The sequence below is a fragment of the Kribbella soli genome (genome assembly GCF_004331345.1).
Taxonomy (GTDB): domain Bacteria; phylum Actinomycetota; class Actinomycetes; order Propionibacteriales; family Kribbellaceae; genus Kribbella; species Kribbella soli.
Genome location: NZ_SJJZ01000003.1, coordinates 517,576 through 538,491, shown reverse-complemented (window position 1 = coordinate 538,491; position 20,916 = coordinate 517,576). Strand labels below are relative to the sequence as shown.

Sequence of the window (20,916 nt, the reverse complement as noted above, 5' to 3'; positions counted from 1 at the left end):
TCGCGAGCCGGGCCGACCTTTCCTCCTACTGGGCGCCCTACTGGGCGACCTTGAACAGGTCGTCGAGCTGGGTGTTGAGCTTCGTCAGCGAGCTGACCGGCGAACTGCCGATGTAGACGGCGTCGAGGCGTGGTGCCATCAGGGCCGCGATATCGGCCGCGTTCGTCGTCACCGGGAACAGGAACGTCGTCTTGTCCACGACCTGCTGGGTGAACGGGGTGACGTCGAGCTTGCGCTCGGACTTGTTGTAGGCGATCGCCAGGTCGGTGCCGGCCGGCCTGGCCGGGAACACGACGCCGGACTGGCCGATGATGTTCTGGCATTCCTCGCCGGACAGGAACTTGACCCACTTCGCGGCGTTCTCGGGCTGCTTCGACAGCGTGGTGACCGAGTCGGCCAGGCCGTTGAACATCGACGCCCGCTTGCCGCTCGGCCCGATCGGGGTCGGCGCCAGCCCGATGTCCAGCTTCTTGCCGGCGGAGTCGGTGAGCTTGGTGAAGCTGGAGATCATCCACGAGCCGCTCAGGCCCATGGCCGCCGTACCGGACTGGATCTGCTTGTCGGTGCCGATCGCGTTCGCCCCGCCGATCTCCTCGTAGCTGGGCATGTAGCCCTTCTGCACCAGGCCGAAGTACCAGCTCAGCGTGTCCTGGAGGGCCGGCTGGTCCAGGTTGAACTTCGTGCCCCACGGGTTCTTGTCGGTTGCCTGCCAGCCCGTGCTGCCGGTGAACGCCGACCACTGCGTCTGGCCCCAGCCACCGCCGCCGGAGCCCTCGGAGCCGAGGCCGTGCGTCTTGACGTGCGCCTTGTCGAAGCCCGGCTCGTCACCTCGGACGCCCTTCTCGTCGATGGTGAGATGTGCGACGAGCTTCTCGAACGTGCCGCCGTCCTGGGGGTTCCAGGTGAGGGTCTGCAGCTCGGCGGGATCCACGCCGGCCGCCTTGATCGCGGCAGCGTCGTAGAAGATGGCGATCGTGTCCCAGTCCTTCGGGGCGCCGTACCGCTTGCCGTCCTGGCCCTTCCACAGTTCCGCCAGGCCCGGCTGGTAATCGCCGTCCTCGATGTCGCCGGTCGGGCCGAGGTCGTCGAGCGGGCGGAGGACCTTCAGATCGACGTACTGGGCGAACTTCGACAGGTGGTCGGTGAAGACGTCGGGCGCGGTGTCGGCGATGAAGCCCGCGGTGAGCTTGGACCAGTAGGCGTCCCAGCCGTACTGCGAGATATGGATCTTCAGGCCGGGGTTGGCCTGCGCGAACGCGTCGGCGCACTTCTGGTAGCCCGGCTGCTGGGCGGAGTCCCACAGCCAGTACTCGATGGTCCCGTTCGCGCTGCTGCCGGTCGTGGCGCCGCAGGCGGTCAAGGCCGCCGCGGTGAGCAGGGCGACCGCGGTGCGGATCCGTTGCCGGAAGGTGATCATGCCGGGCTCCTCACTTGATCCCGCTGAAGCCGATGGAGTTGACGATGCGCTTCGCGAAGAGCATGAAGAGCAGGAGCATCGGAAGGGCGGCGACGAGGGTGGCGGCCATCAGGCCGGACCAGTCGGGGCCGGTCTGTGGCGTCTGGGACTTGAAGACGCCGAGCGCGACGGTGAGGACGCGCGACTTGTCGGTGTAGCTCACCATCAGGGCCCAGAAGTACTCGTTCCACGCCGCGATGTAGGTGAGGATCGCCAGCGTCGTGATCGGGGCCATCGACATCGGAATGATGAGCCGGAAGAACACCCTGACCTTGGAAGCGCCGTCCATCAGCGCGGCCTCCTCCACCTCGCGGGAGATCCCGAGGAAGAACTGGCGCAGGAAGAACACCGCGAACGGCGTCATGAACATGGTCGGCAGGGAGATCCCGAGCAGGGTGTCCACCAGGCCGAGTTGCTTGATCAGCACGAAGTTCGGCAGCAGCGTGAAGATCGCCGGGATCATCAGGCCGGCCAGGAAGAAGGCGAAGACCTTCTCCCGGTGCTTCCACTGCAGCCGTGCGAACGCGTACGCCGCCATCGCGGAGAAGAACACCTGCCCGACGGTGATGAGCGTGGCGACGACGACGGAGTTGAACAGGTAGCGCCAGAAGTTGATCGCCTGCCCGGCGCCACCGGCGTCGATGGCCTCCTGCCCGGTCTGCAGGCCGAAGACCCGCTCGAAGCCGCCGGCCGAGGTCTGCACCGGCAGCAGGTTGTCGGAGCCCGCGTAGAGGGCGTTGTTGCTGGACAGCGCGGTGCGCAGCATCCAGTAGAACGGGAACAGGCTGACGAGGATCACCAGGATCATGAACGTCCAGGCGAGCGCGCGGCCGGCGCTGAACCGGTGGGGTTCGCTCGGGGTGGCCGAGGGTTCCGTGACGACTACGGGTGGCGCGGCGCCGATCTTCGGCGTGGTGTCGGTGGTCATGGTCGCCTCCTCAGGCCAGGTCGGAGGACTCGGCGCGGGTGAGCCGGTACTGGAGGAACGTGACGATCACCAGGACGGCGAGCAGCGCCACGGACATGGCCGACGCGTAGCCGAACTGGAAACGACCGAACGCGACGTCGTAGATGTAGTACTGCAGCACCCGGGAGGAATCGACGGGACCACCGCGCGTCGCGATCGCCACGGTGTCGAACACCTGGAACGAGCCGACCACCGTGATGATCAGGACGAGCGAGAGGATCGGGCGCAGCAGCGGCACCGTGATGCTGCGGAACATCCGTACCTCGCCCGCGCCGTCGATGCGGCCTGCCTCGTAGACGGTCTCGGGGATCGTCTGCAGGCCGGCGAAGATCAGCAGCGCGGTGTAGCCGACATGCCGCCAGACATTGATGAAGGCGATCGTCGGGATGGCCCAGGCGCTGTCGGACAGGAACGGGATCCGGTCGAGGCCGATCGCGGCGATGATCGTGTTCCCGATGCCGAGCTGGTAGTCGAGGATCCAGAGGAAGACCATCGCGGCGACCACGTTCGAGACCAGGAACGGCGTCAGGACGATGCCGCGCAGCCAGGTCCGCTGCGTCAGCCGCTGCATCATCACCGCGATCACCAGCGCGAGGACCGTCTGGAAGCCGATGTTCAGGATGACGTAGTAGAGCGTCACCTTCAGCGCGTTCCAGAACACCGGGTCCTGGACCATCCGGACGTAGTTGTCCAGACCGTTGAACTCCGGCGGCGTGAGCAGGTTGAACTTCGTGAAGCTGAGGTAGATCCCGCGCAAGGTCGGCCAGACCAGGAACACTGCGAAGCCGACCAGAGCGGGAAGGATGAACAGCAGCGCCAGACGAGTGTCGTCGCGCGGGCCGTTCCTGGCGCGACCGGTCTTCGCCGGCCGGATCGAGGTCGTGGTGACCATTAGCTCTCCTTCGCCCGGGGACTGCTCGCCGGGGTCCAGGGCTATTTACAGTCAGATTGAAAATAAGCCAGGATGGCCGGTGTGACAAGGGTCACGTCGACGATTTGTAAACTGGGTGGATGGTGACTGGCACGTCTGAGCGACCAGCCGGTGAGCGGGGCCTGACCGCGGGAGAGCTCGCCGTCACCCGCCAGCTGCTGATCCACGGGCCGGCGACCAGGGGTGACCTCGGCGACCGGCTCAACCTCTCCTATGCGTCGATGTCCCGATTGGCCCGGGCTCTCATCCACGGCGGCATCGCCAGCGAGGACCCCGAGTCGGCCGCAGCGATCGGCCGGCCCCGCCACGTCCTGACCGCGGTGCCCAGCGCCCGGCACGTCGTCGGCGTCAAGCTCACCGGCGACACGGCGTACGGCGTCGTCTGCGACCTGTTCGGCGAGGTCAAAGCGACCACGAGGACGGCCCTGCCCCGGCCCGACGAGGACGGTACCGTCCCGGTTGCCGCCACTGTGAAGCTCATCGCCCAGCTGGTGAACCGGCTCGCTCCGAAGGTGCCGACCGTGGACGGCGTCGGGGTGTCCGTGGGTGGAGTGATCGCGGAACGTTCGGTCGTCCGGGAGGGGACGTTCCTGGGCTGGAGCGAGGTCGATCTCGGTGCACCGCTGCGGGACCGGACCGGCCTTCCGGTCATCGTCACCAACGACGTCACCGCGCTGGCCCGCGAGCAACTCTGGTTCGGCGCCGGCCGCGGCCACTCGACCTTCGGCATCATCACCGTCGGCGCCGGCCTGGGCGTGGGCGTCGTCCGGAACGGCGTCGCCGTCGAGGAACTGATCGACAACGGTCATCTGCTGGCGCACGCACCCGTCGACAGCAGCGGACCCAGCTGCGGCCTCGGCCATCGCGGGTGTGTGGCGGCCTATCTCAACCGGGAGGATCTCGAGCGCAACGCCTCAGCGGGAGCCAAGCACCCCGTCACTCTGGCCGACCTCGTCCAGGCCCGGTCCGCCGGCGATCAGCGCGCAGCCCGTCGGCTCGACGACGCGGCCCGGGCGCTCGGGCATGTCGTGGCCTCGTTCGCCGGGGCGCTCCAGACGACCTGCATCGTGCTCGGTGGCGAGGACGTCACCGCCTTCACCGACTCGCCGGCTCTGCAGGAGACGATCGATGATCGACTCCGCCCGGGACCGTTCGAGATCCAGCGCTGCACGCTCGAGCTCGTCACCACCCCGCTGACCTTTACCGACTGGGCTCGCGGCGCCGCGGTGGCAGGCATCCAGCACGTCCTCGGCGTCTGATCGGTGCGTCAGGCAGTCGCGCCGGGGAAGGCCACCGGGGCGCCGCCCCAGGTGAGTTGGCTGGTCGCGTACCCGAGCAGGGTCTCGATGGCGAAGGCGCGTACGGCGGGTTGTTCGGCGGCCTCGATGAGGTCGCCGTACACCGCCGCGATCCGGCGCTCGATCAGCAGAACCAGGGCGGTTGCTGTCGCGGTGTTGCTGACGACCTGGGGGAGGTCGTACGCCGGTTGGGCGGCGACCGGGGTCTCGCCGGCGGCGACCAGCAAGGCGCTCAGGCGGTCGCGGTTGCCGCGGTGGATCTCGAACGTGTCGGTCGCGTCCCGGAACCTGGCCCCGCTGAGCTTGCCCCCGGCAACGCCCACGCCGTACAGCGCGGCGTGCTCACCGGCGAGCGCGGCCTGCAGGGCTTCGACCTGGTTCACGAGGCTTCCTTCTTCTTCGGCGTGAGCGTCGAGGACAGCTGGGTCTCGGCCGCGGCGATCTCGGCGAGCAGGCGGGCCGGGGCGCCGGACAGCTTGGCCGCGGCGGCCGCGTGGGCGACAGCGGTGGCCTTCTCCTGCTTGGCGATGGCGGCCAGCGCGGCCTGCGAACTCGCCGGGACGGCGGACTTGGCCGCCTGCGCTGTCACACCCTGGGTTTCCTTGAGCTTCGCCAGGTGGCTCACGTGGTACTTCGCTCCCGCGGCGAGCTGGGTCCGCAGCGCCGGGAACTTGCGGCTCGCGGTTGCGTAGAGCTGGGACAATTGAGTCACCTGGGTCGCCGCAGTACTGAGCGCCGCGACGACTGCCGGGTCGACGGTCGGTGTCTCCTCGGTCGGCCCCGGTGCCGTCGGCGTGCCGTTCACGGCGCCGTTCGATCCCGGCGTACCGGCTCCGGAGGCGGCGTCGTCCTTGCAACCGGCCAGCGCGACCGCGCCCGGGACAAGGGCGGCGGTGACGACGACAGTGCGTCGATTGAGGCGGCGTTCAGGCACGGCGGAACGATACCTGCTGACCCGCCCATGACCGGCCAGGGAGAGCCGATGACCGGGATCAGGGCACCGGGCGGATAAGGTGGGCTACTGCTCTCGGCCGGACCGTCGGGAGCGGAACGGGTGCACAACTGGAGAGAGGCAGGTCAACCTGTGAGCCGAAAGCCGGGCCCCACGAGCCACACGGACACCACGAGCCTCGAGAACTTCCTGCGGCCGATCGTCGAGCAGTTCGGCTGCGACCTGGAGGCCGCGGACATCGCTCCGGCCGGACGGCGCCGCTTGCTGCGCGTCCTGGTCGACCGCGACCGCGGTATCAGCCTGGACGACGTCGCCGAGGTGACCAGAGCCATCTCCAAGGCGCTCGACGCCGACGACATCATGGGCGAGGGCGCCTACACGCTGGAGGTTTCCAGCCCCGGCGTCGACCGGCCGCTCACCCTGCCCCGGCACTGGCGGCGCAACATCAGCCGCCTGGTCGCGGTCACGCTGACCGACGGCGGGAAGCTGACCGGCCGGATCAAGTCCGTCTCCGAGGAGGCGGCCGAGCTGGACGTGGACGGCAAGCGGCAGACGGTCGCGTACGCCGACGTCGAGAAGGCCAAGGTCCAGATCGAATTCAACCGGCCCGCCGGCAACGACGAACCAGAAACACCTGCCGACGGCACGGTGGAGGAGAACTGACATGGACATCGACATGGCCGTGCTGCGGTCACTGGAACGGGAGAAGGACATCTCCCTGGACGTGGTCGTCGAGGCGATCGAGCAGGCGCTGCTGGTCGCGTACCACCGCACCGAGGGCGCGCAGCAGCACGCTCGCGCCGAGCTGGACCGCAAGACCGGGCACGTGACCGTCTTCGCCCGCGAGCTGGCCGAGGACGGCACGCTGGCCCGGGAGTACGACGACACCCCGGCCGACTTCGGCCGGATCGCCGCCACCACGGCCAAGCAGATCATCCTGCAGCGGCTGCGCGACGCCGAGGACGAGGTGCGGTACGGCGAGTTCTCCGGCAAGGAGGGCGACATCGTCTCGGGTGTCGTCCAGCAGGGCCGCGACCCGCGGTCGGTGATGGTCGACCTCGGCAAGATCGAGGCCGTGCTGCCGGCGCCCGAGCAGGTGCCGGGGGAGAAGTACGAGCACGGCTCCCGCCTGCGGGTGTACGTCGTCGGCGTCCGGAAGGGCTTCAAAGGGCCGCAGATCACCGTCAGCCGGACGCACCCGAACCTGGTGAAGAAGCTGTTCGCGCTGGAGGTCCCGGAGATCGCCGACGGCACCGTCGAGATCACCGCGATCGCCCGCGAGGCGGGGCACCGGACCAAGATCGCCGTCCGCACCCTGAACCCGTCCGTGAACGGCAAGGGCGCGTGCATCGGGCCGATGGGCCAGCGGGTGCGCAACATCATGCACGAGCTGCACGGCGAGAAGATCGACATCATCGACCACAGCGACGATCCGGCGACGTTCGTCGGGAATGCGCTGTCCCCGGCGCAGGTTACGTCTGTCGAGGTGGTCGACGCCGCGGCCCGTGCCGCACGCGTCGTCGTACCCGACTATCAGCTGTCGCTCGCGATCGGCAAGGAAGGGCAGAACGCCCGCCTCGCCGCCCGGCTCACCGGCTGGCGGATCGACATCCGCCCGGATACCGATGTGACTGGTGAGGACAAGAAGGTAGACTGATCTCTCGGTCGGTCGACTGAGTCGTCACCACACCCTGAGGAACTGTGACAGAAACTGCAGACGCGCGCCCTGAGAAGCTTCGGGAGCGCACCTGTATCGGGTGCCGGAAACGATCCAGTCCGACTGACCTGCTGCGGATGACGGTGTCCGGAGGACTTGTCCTCCCGGATCCCGATCGTCGGGCTCCCGGTCGCGGGGCGCACTTGCACCCGGCGACCGAGTGCCTCGACCTGGCAGTCCGGCGCAAGGCGTTCCCACGGGCCTTCAAGGTCCCGGGGCCGCTCGACGTGACCGGGCTGCAGGAGTACGTCGAGCAGCGTGATAGGGAAGAAGTAGTGCAAAAGGCGGCCACCCGGCCGTCCGCGGCGGTCTGACCGGACCGTCGTGACCGACATGAAGGCGGGTCATCGACTCATGACCACTCGATGAGTGTCGAACGATGAGTGCAATGCGATGAGCATGTACGTCAACTAACGGTCCGCGCCCCAGGCTCGGACCAGAGGGAGAGTAGTGGCAAAGGTCCGGGTCTACGAGCTCGCGAAAGAGCTCGGAGTTACCAGCAAGGTCGTTCTGACCAGGCTGAACGACATGGGAGAGTTCGTCCGATCGGCGTCCTCGACGATCGAGGCACCCGTCGTCCGACGGTTGGCGGAGGAGTTCGAGAAGAACCCGCCGAAGAAGCGCGCGGCCAAGAAGGCCGCCGCAAGCACGTCTGCCGCGCCGCAGGCGACCGCACCGGTCGCACCGGCGCCGAAGCCGGCCCAGCCGGCTGCACCGAAGGCTCCGGCCGAGCGCACCGCGCCGGCCGCTGAGGTACGCACCGAGGCGGCTCCGGTCGCCGAGGCTCCGGCCACGCCGGCCCCTGCGGCCGAGGCTGCGCCGGTGAAGTCGGCCCCGGGGATCAAGCCGGGCCCGCGTCCGGGCCCGAAGCCGGGTCCGCGCCAGGAGTCCGCTCCGGTCGAGTCGGCTCCGGTCGAGTCCGCTCCGGCGGCGAAGACGGAGACCCCGGCAGCCCCGTCGTTCGAGGCTCCGGCCGCGAAGGCGGCCCCGGAGACCCCGTCGGCTCCGTCACCGGCGCCGCGTCGTACCGGTGGCGACTCCGCGGCCCGTCCGGGTCCGCGTCCGGCACCGGGTGCGAGCCCGCGTCCGGGTGGTCAGGGTGGCAACCAGGGCTCCGGCCCGCGTCCGGGTGGACAGGGTGGTCCTGGTTCCGGTCCGCGTCCGGGTGCACCCCGTCCGGGTGCCCCGCGTCCCGGCGCGCCCCGTCAGGGCGGCCAGGGTGGCGGCGGTCCGCGTCCGGGTGCTCCGCGTCCGGGCAACAACCCGTTCAGCTCGACCCAGGGCATGCAGCGCGGTGGCGCACGCCCCGGCCAGGGTGGGGGCGGTGGCGACCGGCAGGCTCCGAGCCCGGCCGGTATGGCTCCGCGTCCGCCGCAGGGTCGCAGTGGCGGCGGCGAGCGCGGCGGTAGCGACCGCCCGCGTTCCGGTGGTGTTCCGGGCGCCCCGCGTCCGAACCCGGCGATGATGCCGAAGTCCTCGGCCGGTACGTTCACCGGTCGTCCCGGTGGCGGCTCCGGCGGTCCCGGTGGCGGCGGTGGTGGCGGCGGCGGTGGCCGTGGTCGTCCCGGCGGCGGTCCGGGTGCCGGTCCGCGCGGCGGTGGCGGTGGCGGTGGCGCCGGTGGCGGCTTCCGTCCCGGTGGCGGCGGCCCGAGCGGCCCGCCCGGTGGCGGCGGTGGCCGTCCGGGTCCGGGCAACCGCGGTCGTGGCGGAACGCAGGGTGCCTTCGGGCGTCCGGGCGGTCCGGCGCGTCGTGGCCGCAAGTCGAAGCGGGCGAAGCGCCAGGAATTCGACAACATGCAGGCTCCGGCCGTCGGCGGCGTGCGCGTCAAGCACGGTGACGGCGAGGTCGTGAAGCTGCCGCGTGGCGCGTCGCTGACGGACTTCGCCGAGAAGGTCGGAGTCGACCCGGCGTCGCTGGTCCAGGTGCTGTTCCACCTCGGTGAGATGGTGACCGCGACCCAGTCGGTGAACGAAGAGACGCTCGAGCTGCTCGGTACCGAGCTGAACTACGACGTCCAGATCGTCTCGCCGGAGGACGAGGACCGCGAGCTGCTGCAGTCGTTCGACATCGACTTCGGCAACGACGAGGGCGACGACAGCGACCTGGCACCGCGGCCGCCGGTGGTGACCGTCATGGGTCACGTCGACCACGGTAAGACGAAGCTGCTGGACGCGATCCGGATGGCGAACGTCGTGGCCGACGAGGCCGGTGGTATCACCCAGCACATCGGTGCGTACCAGGTGACCACCGAGGTCGACGGCCAGGAGCGGGCGATCACCTTCGTCGACACCCCGGGTCACGAGGCGTTCACCGCCATGCGTGCCCGTGGTGCGCAGGCCACCGACATCGTCATCCTGGTGGTCGCGGCCGACGACGGCGTGATGCCGCAGACGATCGAGGCGCTGAACCACGCCCGTGCGGCGGGTGTCCCGATCGTGGTCGCGGTGAACAAGATCGACGTTCCGGCGGCCGACCCGGCCAAGGTGCGCGGTCAGCTGACCGAGTACGGCCTGGTCCCCGAGGAGTACGGCGGCGACACCATGTTCGTCGACGTCTCGGCCAAGTCCCGGATCAACATCGACGGCCTGCTCGAGGGCGTCGTACTGACCGCGGACGCGGCGCTGGACCTGCGGGCCAACCCGGACATGCACGCCGAGGGCATCGCGATCGAGGCGAACCTCGACAAGGGCCGTGGTCCGGTGGCGACCGTGCTGGTGCAGCGCGGCACGCTCCGGGTCGGCGACTCGATGGTGGTCGGTCCGGCGTACGGCCGGGTCCGGGCCATGCTCGACGAGCACGGCAACACCGTCGAGGAGGCGACTCCGTCGCGTCCGGTCCTGGTGCTCGGTCTGACCGCCGTGCCAGGTGCGGGTGACAAGTTCCTGGTGGTCGACGACGACCGCAGGGCCCGGCAGATCGCCGAGCGGCGCGAAGCCCGTGCCCGTGCGGCCGCGAACGCCAAGCGTCGCGTCCGTCGTACCCTCGAGGACTTCATGGCCTCGATGGAGAAGGGCGAGGCGCAGGAGCTGCTGCTGATCCTCAAGGGCGACGTGTCCGGTTCGGTCGAGGCGCTCGAAGACGCCCTGGTCCGGATCGAGGTCGGCGACGAGGTCAACCTGCGGATCATCGACCGCGGTGTCGGTGCGATCAACGAGAACGACGTCAACCTGGCCATCGCGTCGAACGCCGTCATCATCGGCTTCAACGTGCGGCCGGCGGGCAAGGCCGGAGACCTGGCCGAGCGCGAGGGCGTGGATGTCCGGTACTACTCGGTCATCTACTCGGCGATCGACGACATCGAGGCCGCCCTGAAGGGCATGCTCAAGCCGATCTACGAGGAGGTCACCCTCGGCCAGGCCGAGATCCGGGAGATCTTCCGCTCCTCGAAGGTGGGCAACATCGCCGGTTGCTGGGTGACCAGCGGCCTGCTCAAGCGGAACGCGAAGGTCCGGTTGATCCGGGACGGCGCGGTGGTCGTCGACAACACCGAGCTGTCGTCGCTGAAGAGGTTCAAGGACGACGCGTCCGAGGTCCGCGAGGGCTTCGAGTGTGGTCTGACCATCAACAACTTCAACGACATCAAGATCGGCGACGTCGTCGAGGCGTTCGAGCTCCGCGAGAAGCCGCGTAGCTGACAGCAGGTGGTGCCCCTGATCCCAGGGGCACCGGAGTAACGTCCGGAGAGGCGCTGGTCGCCTCTCCGGACGTTGTTCATGAATGAAGGAGTGAGCCCTGATGGGTGAAGCAAGGGCTAAGCAGCTGGCCGATCGGATCCAGGTGCTCGTCGCCGAACTGCTGGAGCGCCGGGTCAAGGACCCGCGGCTCGGGTTCGTCACGGTCACCGACGCCCGGCTGACCGGCGATCTGCGCGAGGCCAGCGTCTTCTACACGGTGTACGGCGACGAACAGGCCCGCGCGAACACGGCGGCCGCGCTGGAGTCGTCGAAAGGCCTGATCCGCAGCGAGGTCGGTAAGGCGCTCGGACTGCGGCACACCCCGAGCGTGGCGTTCTTCCTGGACGCCGTGCCGGAGACCGCGGGGCACATCGAGGAGCTGCTCGAGAAGGCCCGGAGCGCCGATGCCGAGGTGGCCAAGGCCGCCGCGGGCGCGAAGCCTGCGGGTGACGCGGATCCCTACAAGCACAAGGACGACGACGAGGACGAGCAGGACTGAGTACTGCGTTGAGCCTTGATTTCACGCCGGCGTCCGACGGGATCGTGGTCGTCGACAAGCCTGCCGGGCTGACCTCGCACACCGTCGTCGCCCGGATCCGTCGGCTGGCGGGCACCCGGAAGGTCGGGCATGCCGGCACGCTGGACCCGATGGCGACCGGTGTTCTGGTCGTCGGCGTGAACCGGGCGACGCGGTTGCTCGGTCACCTGCAACTGGCCGACAAGTCGTACGACGCGACGATCCGGCTCGGGGCCACGACGACGACCGACGACGCCGAGGGCGAGATCACGTCCACGGCTCCGGTCGACGGCGTGACCGCCGAGGCGATCTCGGCGGCCGTCGAGGGGTTCCGCGGGGAGATCTCGCAGGTCCCGTCGAAGGTGTCGGCGATCAAGGTCGACGGGCGGCGCGCGTACGAGCGGGTGCGCGCGGGGGAGGAGGTCGCGCTCAAGGCCCGGGCGGTGACCGTGTCGCGCTACGACATCCTCGACGTCCGCCCGGAGGCCGACGGGATCTCGGTCGACATCTCGGTGGACTGCTCCAGCGGCACGTACATCCGGGCGCTGGCCCGCGACCTCGGCGCCGAACTCGGCGTCGGCGGCCACCTGACCGCGCTGCGCCGTACCCGGGTCGGTTCCTTCGATCTCAAGGCCGCGCACACCCTCGAGGCCCTCGCCGAGTCCTTTGAATGGTTGCCGATCGCGGATGTTGCCGCCGGCACCTTCCCGCGGTACGACGCCGACGACACCCAGGCGGCCGCGATCCGCACCGGCCGCCCGCTGCCGGGCCTCGACCTGACCGCCGGACAGACCGCGATGTTCGCCCCGGACGGCACCTTCCTGGCCCTCTACGAACCGCACGGCCCCGTCGCCAAACCCACGGCGGTCTTCGTCAGCTAAACCTGAATCCACGGACGCAGAAGATCGTCGACTCGCCACACGTCCAACCCCGTCGCCCGACCAGGACGGTTCCGGGGTGGTTGAACAGGAAGTGGTCGGCTTGAACAGGCAATAACTTGTTCAAGCCCCCAGGAGCCCGGGGCACGCCCCGCGAGCTGGTCGAGTCGGCCAGCGCCCGCGGTCAGCAGCCCCGATCCCATCTCGTGGACACCATTGCAGGGGTTCTCCCCTGCTCTTGTGGGTTCTCCCTTCGTATACGAGCAGAGAACCCACAAGAGCAACGGATATCCCCCGCAGTTACCGAGGCCTGGCGCGGCTGACGGCATGTGAGGGTCCACGCGTCTGCGCCAAAACGTCGGTGGCCCGGCGTATCGTCCGGTGGCATGAAACACGGGTTCGTGATGGCGTACGGCGATGCGCGTGACGCGGCTGAGCTCGCGCCGATCGCCGAAGCGCACGGCTGGGACGGGTTCTTCGTGTGGGAGTCGATCTGGGGTATCGACGCCTGGGTCATGCTCGGCGCCGCGGCGATGACGACCGAGCGGATCCGGCTCGGGACGATGCTCACGCCGCTGCCACGCCGAAAACCGTGGGACGTGGCGGGACAGGTCTCGACTGTCGACAACCTCAGCGGTGGCCGGGTGATCCTCTCGGTCGGGCTGGGGGTGACCGGGGAGGACCGGTTCTGGCTGTTCGAGGAGGACCCCGGGCGGAAGGTCCGTGCGGAGCTCATGGACGAGTCGCTGGAGCTGCTGCCGCATCTGTGGCGCGACCAACCGTTCGAGTACTCGGGCAAGCACTACCAGGCCCGCAAGATCGCCGAGCTGATGCCACCGGCCCCGCCGCCGCCCGTGCAGCAGCCGCGGGTCCCGACCTGGGTCGTGGGCGGTTGGCCACGACCGAAGTCGATGCGCCGCGCAGCACTTCAGGATGGCTGGCTCCCGGCCTACGTCGGCGACGGCGAGGTGACGCCTGCGGTCGTGGCGGAGGGCGTCGACTGGATCCGCAAGGAACGCGAGGCACACGGCCTCACGATGGACGGGTACGACGTGGTCGCCGAAGGCATGACCCCCGCCGACGACGCCAAGGCAGCGGACACGGTCCGTCCGTGGGCCGACGCCGGCGCGACCTGGTGGGTCGACGCGGACTGGTCTTCGATGGATCCGGTCGCCGTTCGCCAGGCCGCCGAACGCCGCCTGAAGGCAGGACCGCCCCGCGCCGATTGATCTGCACGTACGCTGGAGTGGTGCGTTCTCGTCCGACGTTGGAGTGGGCCCCCGGGCCCGAGGTGCTGGCGTTGGAGCCGGGTGCGACGGACATCGGCCCGGTCGCGCAGACCGTGGCTGCCGGGCGCGTCGTCGTACTGAGCGGCGCCGGGATCTCGACCGAGTCCGGGATCCCGGACTACCGCGGTGAGACCGGCAGTCTGCGGACGCATACCCCGATGACGTACGGCGACTTCACCGCGAGCGAGGCCGCGCGGCAGCGGTACTGGGCGCGCAGCCACCTCGGCTGGCGCACCATCGCCCGCGCCGCCCCGAACGACGGTCACCGCGCCGTCGCCGCCCTCCAGGCCCGCGGCCACCTGAGCGGCATCATCACGCAGAACGTCGACGGCCTGCACCAGGCCGCCGGTGCCCGCGACGTGATCGAACTGCACGGCAACCTCGACCGGGTGATCTGCCTCGGCTGCGGTACGACCTCCGCCCGCGAGGTCCTGGACCGCCGCCTCCGCGCCGCCAACCAGGCGTTCACGGCCGAGGCGACCCGGATCAACCCGGACGGCGACGTCGAACTGCCCGAGGACGTCGTCCGCACGTTCACCGTCGTCACGTGCACGGTCTGCGGCGGCGTCCTCAAACCCGACGTGGTCTTCTTCGGCGAGAACGTCCCGAAGAGCCGCGTCGAACGCTGCTACCGGCTCATCGACGACGCGAACGCCGTCCTCGTCCTCGGGTCGTCCCTCACCGTGATGTCCGGGTTCCGCTTCGTCCGGCACGCCGCCAAGGCCGGTACGCCGGTGCTGATCGTCAACCAGGGCCTGACCCGCGGCGACCCGTACGCGACGTACCGCGTCGATCTCCCGCTCGGACAGGCACTGACGGACCTCCTCGAAGAAACCAGCGGGCCGAGCCACGCGTGAGGTGGCCCGGCCCGTGGTCCGCAGTACGGATTGGAAAGGGTCAGCGTTGCGCGCTGGTCCGTACGCGGTTCAGGGAGGCCTCGAGGGCCTTGGGGGAGAGGGCAGCTTGAGGTGATGCCGCGGCCTGCTTCGCCAGCGTGCGCGCCTGAGCGGCCCAGGTGGCCTGCTCGGTCGCGGTGACGACCGGCGGCAGGCCGGTCAGCGTCTTGTAGGTGAGCGCGGCCATCCCGGCCTCGCCCTCGAAGCGCGGGTGGTAGCTGATCGCCCGCAGCAGGTTGATGTCCTTGCCCTGGATCCACGCCTGGCCGTCCGGGGCGCAGGCGTCGTGCCCGGTGGACGGCCCGAAGGTGTCGACGTACGTCGCTCCGCCGGCCTCGGCTGCCCCGGAGACGGCCGCGTTCAGCGCCTGCTCGATCGAGTACAGGTACGCGTAGTCGCCGTCGGCGAACGGGAGGATCGACGGGCAGGTCCCGTGCTCCGGCGCGATCTTCGGGTAGCCGACCAGCACGATCGTGGCCTGCGGCGACCTCGCCCGGATGCCCTGGACGACGATCGCGATCCGGGTCTGGGTCTGGGCGATCTTGGTTTTCAGCGTGTCCACGCCGTCGACCGTGAAGTGCGCCTTGCACGGCGCCCCGGTCGGGTCGGAGGCGCGCAGCCCTGGGCAGGTGCCGATGATGTCGCCGAAGACCCCGAAGTCGTTTCCGCCGATCCCGAGCGTCACCAGGTCCGTGTCCGGCGTGAGTGCGTCGAACTGCGGCGCCGCGGTGCCGAGGATCGTGCTCTGTGGCGAGGTCATGTTCGTGGTGTCCGCCCCGCCGCAGCTCACGTCGGTGAACCGGTGCACGCCGAGCGCCGAGGCCAGCAGCTTCGGGTAGTTGCTGTACGAACGGGCGCACCCGAGCGACAACAGGTCGGCCAAGGGGACGAACGGCGCGGACGTGTACGAGTCGCCCAGCGCGACGTACCTCGAGAAGCCGGTGGACGTCGTGGAGCTCGGCGCAGCGGTGGCGGCAGCGGCAGGTAAGCCGGCCACCAGTGCGAGTGCAGCGCAGACAGCAACCAGACGGCGTAGCTTCACGAGACCTCCCCAGGCTCATCCAATGCGCGGCCCACCATAAGTTTAGTCACCGCACGATTACAAGGGGTGATCGTGGACCTGATGGAAGCAATGCGGGGCGGGCATGGAATCCTGCTGCCATGCGTGTCTGGCATGGATTGGACGAGGTGAGCCCGGAGCTCGGGCCGACCGTCGTCACCATCGGGAACTTCGACGGGGTGCACCGGGGTCATCAGGAGGTGCTCGCGCACGCCCGCGCGCGGGCGGCCGAGCTGGGTGGCCTGCCGGTGGTCGCGATGACCTTCGACCCGCACCCGATGCGGGTCCTGCGGCCCGACCACGCGCCGCTGCAGCTCAGCGATCCTGGCCGGCGCGCCGAACTGCTCGGCGAGGCCGGCGCGGACGCGGTGCTGATCCTCCCGTTCACCAAGGAGGTGTCGCACTGGTCGCCCGAGGAGTTCATCGAGCGCACGCTGGTGAACGCGTTGCACGCGAAGGCGATCGTGGTCGGTGAGAACTTCCGCTTCGGTCACAAGGCGGCCGGCCACGTCGACACCCTCGTCCAGGCGGGAACGCAGTACGGCTTCCAGGTCGAGGGTCTGAGCCTCGCGGGGGACGAGCAGCCCTGGTCGTCGACGTACGTGCGCCAGCGGCTGGCCGACGGCGACGTGGAGGCCGCCGCGGAGGCGCTCGGCCGTCCGCTGCGGGTCACCGGCGTGGTCGTCGAGGGCGACAAGCGCGGCCGCGAGCTCGGCTACCCGACCGCGAACATCCCCGCCGACCCGGGCGCCGCGGTGCCGCAGGACGGTGTGTACGCCGGGTGGCTGACCGTGCTGACACCGGCTCCGGGCGCCCCGGCGTACCCGGATCCGCTGCCCGCGGCGATCAGTGTCGGCAGCAACCCGACCTTCGACGGCGTGGACCGCCGGGTGGAGTCGTACGTGCTGGACCGCGACGACCTCGAGCTGTACGGCGCCACGGTCGCGATCGATTTCGTCGCCCGGCTGCGCGGCACGCAGATCCGGTTCGACAGCATCGACGAGCTGCTGGTGCAGATGAAGGCCGACGTCGACGGGGCGCGACACCTGCTCAGCAACTGATCAGGGCTGATTAGGGGGCGCGTCCACGGACTGATACGCTGGCTGCTGCCGTCTGAACGGCCGCGGATCGAGAGTGCTCGGGTGAAGAATGCCCCGGTGCGCCGCGCAACGGAAATCGAGAGGAATCCTGTGTCATCTGTTGATGCCGCAACGAAGAAGAAGATCATGGGTGAGTACGCCCTGACCGAGGGCGACACCGGGTCCCCCGAGGTCCAGGTTGCGCTTCTGACGCACCGCATCGCTCACCTCACCGAGCACCTGAAAGAGCACAAGCACGACCACCACAGCCGTCGTGGCCTGTTGCTGCTCGTCGGTCAGCGCCGCCGGCTGCTGAACTACCTGGCGAAGAAGGACATCAACCGCTACCGCTCCCTGATCGAGCGGCTCGGCCTTCGCCGATGACGTCGCGAGGAGCGGCCCCCGAAGCTCGGGTGGCCGCTCCTCGCGTATCCACGCCTTGGTGTGGAACAACTGAATATCGAACCACGTAAGACGTACGAGGCGACGCGAAGCGCGTGGCGGGACCACGACCGGTCCTCGGTAGTGGCTTTCGGGTAGTGCTGGATATCTTGGCAAATACCCGCGGGCCTCGATCGAAGACCGGCATCCCGGAAGCTCGCGCCTCGCAGTCGTCACACTGTGAGAGAGGGGTATCCCGTGTCGGGATCCACAAGTGCGCCCATGGAGGGCGCCGAATTCGCTGAGGCCGTCATCGACAACGGCAGCTTCGGCACCCGTACCATCCGCTTCGAGACGGGCCGTCTGGCCCAGCAGGCCGCCGGCTCCGCCGCCGCCTACCTCGACGGCGACACGATGGTGCTGTCGGCCACCACGGCCAGCAAGAAGCCCAAGGACCAGTTCGACTTCTTCCCGTTGACGGTGGACGTCGAGGAGCGGATGTACGCCGCGGGTCGCATCCCGGGCTCGTTCTTCCGCCGGGAGGGCCGTCCTTCCGAGGAGGCCATCCTGACCTGCCGGCTGATCGACCGCCCGCTGCGGCCGTCGTTCGTGTCCGGCCTGCGCAACGAGATCCAGGTCGTCATCACGGTCCTGGCGCTGAACCCGGACAAGCTGTACGACGTGCTCGCGATCAACGCGGCGTCGATGTCCACCCAGATCGCCGGGCTGCCGTTCTCGGGCCCGATCGGCGCCACCCGCGTCGCGCTGATCGGCACCCAGTGGGTCGCGTTCCCGACGCACACCGAGCTCGAGGACGCCGTCTTCGACATGGTGGTCGCCGGTCGTGTCACCGAGTCCGGTGACGTCGCGATCATGATGGTCGAGGCCGAGTCGACCCCGACCACCTTCGACAAGGTCGCCGGTGGCGCGCAGGCGCCGACCGAGGAGATCGTCGCCGAGGGCCTCGAGGCCTCCAAGGCGTTCATCAAGGCCCTGGTCGACGCGCAGTCCGAGCTGGCGGCGAAGGCCGCGAAGCCGACCGGTGAGTTCCCGGTCTTCCCGGACTACCAGGACGACGCGTTCGCCGCGGTCGAGGCTTCCGCGAGCGAGGAGCTCGCGCAGGCGCTGACCATCGCCGGCAAGCACGAGCGCGAAGACGCCACCGACGCGGTCAAGGCCGCCACGGTGGACAAGCTGGCCGCCGACTTCGAGGGCCGCGAGAAGGAGCTGTCCGCAGCCTTCCGCTCGCTGACCAAGAAGCTGGTCCGGCAGCGGGTGCTGAAGGAGAAGGTCCGCATCGACGGCCGCGGGCTGGCCGACATCCGGCCGCTGAAGGCCCAGATCGGCGTGCTCCCGCGGGTGCACGGCTCGGCGCTGTTCGAGCGCGGCGAGACCCAGATCATGGGTGTCACCACGCTGAACATGCTCCGGATGGAGCAGCAGCTGGACACGCTCTCCCCGGAGACCCGCAAGCGGTACATGCACAACTACAACTTCCCGCCGTACTCGACCGGTGAGACCGGCCGGGTCGGTTCGCCGAAGCGCCGCGAGATCGGTCACGGCGCGCTGGCCGAGCGGGCCCTGGTGCCGGTGCTGCCGTCCCGCGAGGACTTCCCGTACGCGCTGCGTCAGGTGTCCGAGGCGCTCGGTTCGAACGGGTCCACCTCGATGGGTTCGGTCTGCGCCTCGACGCTGTCGCTGCTGAACGCCGGTGTGCCGCTGAAGGCCCCGGTCGCCGGTATCGCGATGGGTCTGATCTCCGGTGAGATCGACGGCGAGACGCAGTACGTCGCGCTGACCGACATCCTGGGCGCGGAGGACGCGTTCGGCGACATGGACTTCAAGGTCGCCGGTACGAAGGACTTCGTCACCGCCCTGCAGCTCGACACCAAGCTGGACGGCATCCCGGCCAGCGTGCTGGGCGGCGCACTGACCCAGGCCAAGGACGCCCGCCTGACGATCCTGGACGTGATGGCCAAGGCCATCGACGCGCCGGGTGAGATGAGCGAGTTCGCGCCGCGGGTCATCTCGGTAAAGGTCCCGGTCGACAAGATCGGCGAGGTCATCGGCCCGAAGGGCAAGATGATCAACCAGATCACCGAGGACACCGGCGCCGACATCTCGATCGAGGACGACGGCACCGTGTACATCGGCGCGACCGACGGCCCGTCGGCCGAGGCGGCCCGGGCCGCGATCAACGCGATCGCGAACCCGACCATGCCGGAGAAGGGCGAGCGTTACCTGGGCACGGTCGTGAAGACGACCAACTTCGGTGCGTTCATCAGCCTGCTGCCGGGCAAGGACGGCCTGCTGCACATCAGCAAGCTGCGTCCGCTGGCCGGTGGCAAGCGCGTCGAGGCCGTCGAGGACGTGCTCTCGGTCGGCCAGAAGCTGCAGGTCGAGATCGCCGAGATCGACGACCGCGGCAAGCTCTCGCTGATCCCGGTCATCGAGGGTGAAGAGGCAGACAAGAAGGCCGAGCCCGCCGCCGAGTGACTCGAGCCATCACCAGCACGCTGCTGAGCCCGGAGGCGGGCGGTCCGGTGAAACGGACCGTCCTGCCCTCCGGGCTTCGCGTGCTGTCCCAGTCGGTGCCGGGCTTCCGCTCGGTCACGTTCGGTCTGTGGGTCGGCGTCGGCTCCCGCGACGAGCCGGAGCAGCTGGCCGGTGCGACGCACTTCCTGGAACACCTGCTGTTCAAGGGCACCGAGCGCCGCGACGCGCTGGAGATCTCCGCCGCGATCGACGCGGTCGGCGGCGAGATGAACGCGTTCACCGGCAAGGAGTACACCTGCTACTACGCGCGGGTGCTGGACTCCGACCTGCCGCTCGCGGTCGACGTCATCTGCGACATGATCACCTCCGCCACGCTGACGAACGCCGACGTGGAGAGTGAGCGCGACGTCATCGACGAAGAGATCGCGATGCACGCCGACGAGACGTCGGACCACATCCACGACCTGTTCGCCGAGCAGCTGTGGGGCCGGTCCCCGCTGGGGCGCTCGATCACCGGTACGCCGGAATCGGTCGCCGGGCTGTCCCGCCAGCAGGTCGTGGGCTGGTACCGGCGCCGCTACAAGCCGTCCAACATCGTGGTCTCGGTGGCCGGCAACGTCGACCACGCCGACGTGGTCCGCCTGGTCCGCAAGGCGTTCGAGCGGCACTGGGTCACGGCCGAGGCCGAGCCGGCCGCTGTACGACGTGGTGCCGGCAAGACCGTTCCGACGTACGGCGGGGTGCAGGTGCACCACCGGGACGTCGAGCAGGCGCACCTGGTGCTCGGGATGCCCGGGCTGGTCCGGAGCGACGCGCGCCGCTACATCGCCGGCGTACTGCACGGGATCGTCGGCGGCGGGATGTCGTCGCGGCTCTTCCAGGAAGTGCGGGAGAAACGCGGACTGGCGTACTCGGTGTTCACGTTCGGTTCGGCGTACGCCGACTCGGGCATGGTCGGCGTGTACGCGGGCTGCCTGCCGAAGAAGGCCCCCGAGGTCCTGGACGTGATCCGCGGCGAGCTCGAGTCGATTGCCCGCGGCAACATCACCCCGGACGAACTGCTCCGCGGCAAGGGCCAGATGCGCGGCTCGGTCGTGATGGGCCTCGAGGACACCGGCGCCAAGATGACCCGGATCGCGAAGGCCGAACTCGTGTACGGCGAACTCCCCACCGTCGACGAGATCCTGCACCGCATCGACTCGGTCACCCTCGACGACGTGACCGCCCTGGCCGCCGACCTCTACGTCGGCACGCCCGCCCTCACCGTCATGGGCCCCTTCGACGAGGACGCCGGCGCTTTCGCTCTCTGAGAGCCTCGACAGCC

Annotated in this window: 19 protein-coding genes; 13 read left to right on the top strand and 6 right to left on the bottom strand. The window is 69.4% G+C overall.

Translation table 11 applies throughout. From position 1 onward, the window contains the following. Positions 1–37: 37 nt before the first annotated feature. From E0H45_RS25475 to E0H45_RS25465, 3 genes are read right to left on the bottom strand one after another with little or no spacing between them, the layout of a single operon-like run. Complete coding sequence (locus E0H45_RS25475) at positions 38–1,417, bottom strand: ABC transporter substrate-binding protein (protein ID WP_131341886.1); 1,380 nt, start codon at positions 1,415–1,417, stop codon at positions 38–40. Between the two features lie 10 nt (positions 1,418–1,427). After that, complete coding sequence (locus E0H45_RS25470; RefSeq protein WP_131341884.1) at positions 1,428–2,384, bottom strand: carbohydrate ABC transporter permease; 957 nt, start codon at positions 2,382–2,384, stop codon at positions 1,428–1,430. Between the two features lie 10 nt (positions 2,385–2,394). Continuing rightward, positions 2,395–3,315, bottom strand: a complete 921-nt coding sequence (locus tag E0H45_RS25465) for a carbohydrate ABC transporter permease (protein WP_131341882.1) — start codon at positions 3,313–3,315, stop codon at positions 2,395–2,397. Positions 3,316–3,434: 119 nt separating this feature from the next. On the opposite strand from E0H45_RS25465, the gene E0H45_RS25460 reads away from it, so the two are divergent. Beyond that, entirely contained in the window at positions 3,435–4,613 is a 1,179-nt protein-coding gene (locus E0H45_RS25460; RefSeq protein ID WP_131341880.1) for an ROK family transcriptional regulator, read from the top strand. Positions 4,614–4,621: 8 nt separating this feature from the next. Here the strand turns inward: E0H45_RS25460 and E0H45_RS25455 are convergent, their stop codons facing one another. Both E0H45_RS25455 and E0H45_RS25450 read right to left on the bottom strand, forming a co-directional pair. Next, positions 4,622–5,035, bottom strand: coding sequence for a ferritin-like domain-containing protein (locus E0H45_RS25455; RefSeq protein WP_131341878.1), 414 nt, complete (start codon positions 5,033–5,035; stop codon positions 4,622–4,624). Then, the gene (locus tag E0H45_RS25450) at positions 5,032–5,586 is read right to left on the bottom strand and encodes a cell division protein FtsK (RefSeq protein ID WP_131341876.1); all 555 of its coding nucleotides are present in this window, start codon (positions 5,584–5,586) and stop codon (positions 5,032–5,034) included. Before E0H45_RS25450 ends, E0H45_RS25455 begins: the two co-directional genes overlap by 4 nt. A gap of 150 nt (positions 5,587–5,736) precedes the next feature. Between E0H45_RS25450 and rimP the strand changes: the two genes are divergently transcribed. From rimP to E0H45_RS25410, 8 genes are all read left to right on the top strand, one after another. Beyond that, the gene (gene rimP, locus E0H45_RS25445) at positions 5,737–6,267 is read left to right on the top strand and encodes a ribosome maturation factor RimP (RefSeq protein ID WP_131341874.1); all 531 of its coding nucleotides are present in this window, start codon (positions 5,737–5,739) and stop codon (positions 6,265–6,267) included. Position 6,268: 1 nt separating this feature from the next. Further along, the gene (gene nusA / locus E0H45_RS25440; RefSeq protein ID WP_131341872.1) at positions 6,269–7,261 is read left to right on the top strand and encodes a transcription termination factor NusA; all 993 of its coding nucleotides are present in this window, start codon (positions 6,269–6,271) and stop codon (positions 7,259–7,261) included. Positions 7,262–7,305: 44 nt separating this feature from the next. Beyond that, entirely contained in the window at positions 7,306–7,635 is a 330-nt protein-coding gene (locus tag E0H45_RS25435; RefSeq protein WP_131341870.1) for a YlxR family protein, read from the top strand. A 136-nt stretch (positions 7,636–7,771) separates the two neighbouring features. Beyond that, on the top strand, positions 7,772–10,957 hold the full coding sequence (gene infB, locus E0H45_RS25430; RefSeq protein ID WP_131341867.1) for a translation initiation factor IF-2: 3,186 nt from the start codon (positions 7,772–7,774) through the stop codon (positions 10,955–10,957). Between the two features lie 100 nt (positions 10,958–11,057). Beyond that, positions 11,058–11,495 carry a 30S ribosome-binding factor RbfA gene (gene rbfA, locus E0H45_RS25425; RefSeq protein WP_202872511.1) on the top strand — a complete coding sequence of 146 codons (438 nt, stop codon included), beginning with the start codon at positions 11,058–11,060 and terminating at the stop codon, positions 11,493–11,495. 8 nt (positions 11,496–11,503) lie between these two features. Continuing rightward, complete coding sequence (truB, locus tag E0H45_RS25420) at positions 11,504–12,394, top strand: tRNA pseudouridine(55) synthase TruB (RefSeq protein WP_202872510.1); 891 nt, start codon at positions 11,504–11,506, stop codon at positions 12,392–12,394. Positions 12,395–12,720: 326 nt separating this feature from the next. Beyond that, entirely contained in the window at positions 12,721–13,620 is a 900-nt protein-coding gene (locus E0H45_RS25415; RefSeq protein WP_420323345.1) for an LLM class flavin-dependent oxidoreductase, read from the top strand. A gap of 20 nt (positions 13,621–13,640) precedes the next feature. Further along, positions 13,641–14,537, top strand: a complete 897-nt coding sequence (locus E0H45_RS25410; RefSeq protein WP_131341860.1) for an NAD-dependent protein deacetylase — start codon at positions 13,641–13,643, stop codon at positions 14,535–14,537. Positions 14,538–14,577: 40 nt separating this feature from the next. Here E0H45_RS25410 and E0H45_RS25405 read toward each other — a convergent pair whose 3' ends face one another. Then, entirely contained in the window at positions 14,578–15,618 is a 1,041-nt protein-coding gene (locus tag E0H45_RS25405) for an SGNH/GDSL hydrolase family protein (RefSeq protein WP_131341858.1), read from the bottom strand. Between the two features lie 119 nt (positions 15,619–15,737). Between E0H45_RS25405 and E0H45_RS25400 the strand changes: the two genes are divergently transcribed. From E0H45_RS25400 to E0H45_RS25385, 4 genes are all read left to right on the top strand, one after another. After that, complete coding sequence (locus E0H45_RS25400; RefSeq protein WP_131341856.1) at positions 15,738–16,697, top strand: bifunctional riboflavin kinase/FAD synthetase; 960 nt, start codon at positions 15,738–15,740, stop codon at positions 16,695–16,697. Positions 16,698–16,826: 129 nt separating this feature from the next. Continuing rightward, positions 16,827–17,099 (top strand): 30S ribosomal protein S15, encoded by a 273-nt coding sequence (rpsO, locus tag E0H45_RS25395; protein ID WP_130379758.1) that lies wholly within the window; start codon positions 16,827–16,829, stop codon positions 17,097–17,099. A gap of 279 nt (positions 17,100–17,378) precedes the next feature. Beyond that, on the top strand, positions 17,379–19,592 hold the full coding sequence (locus E0H45_RS25390) for a polyribonucleotide nucleotidyltransferase (protein WP_131341854.1): 2,214 nt from the start codon (positions 17,379–17,381) through the stop codon (positions 19,590–19,592). Continuing rightward, positions 19,589–20,902: a M16 family metallopeptidase gene (locus E0H45_RS25385; protein ID WP_131341853.1), complete on the top strand. Its 1,314-nt coding sequence runs from the start codon at positions 19,589–19,591 to the stop codon at positions 20,900–20,902. The genes E0H45_RS25390 and E0H45_RS25385 overlap by 4 nt, the downstream gene beginning before the upstream one ends. Positions 20,903–20,916: the final 14 nt, after the last annotated feature.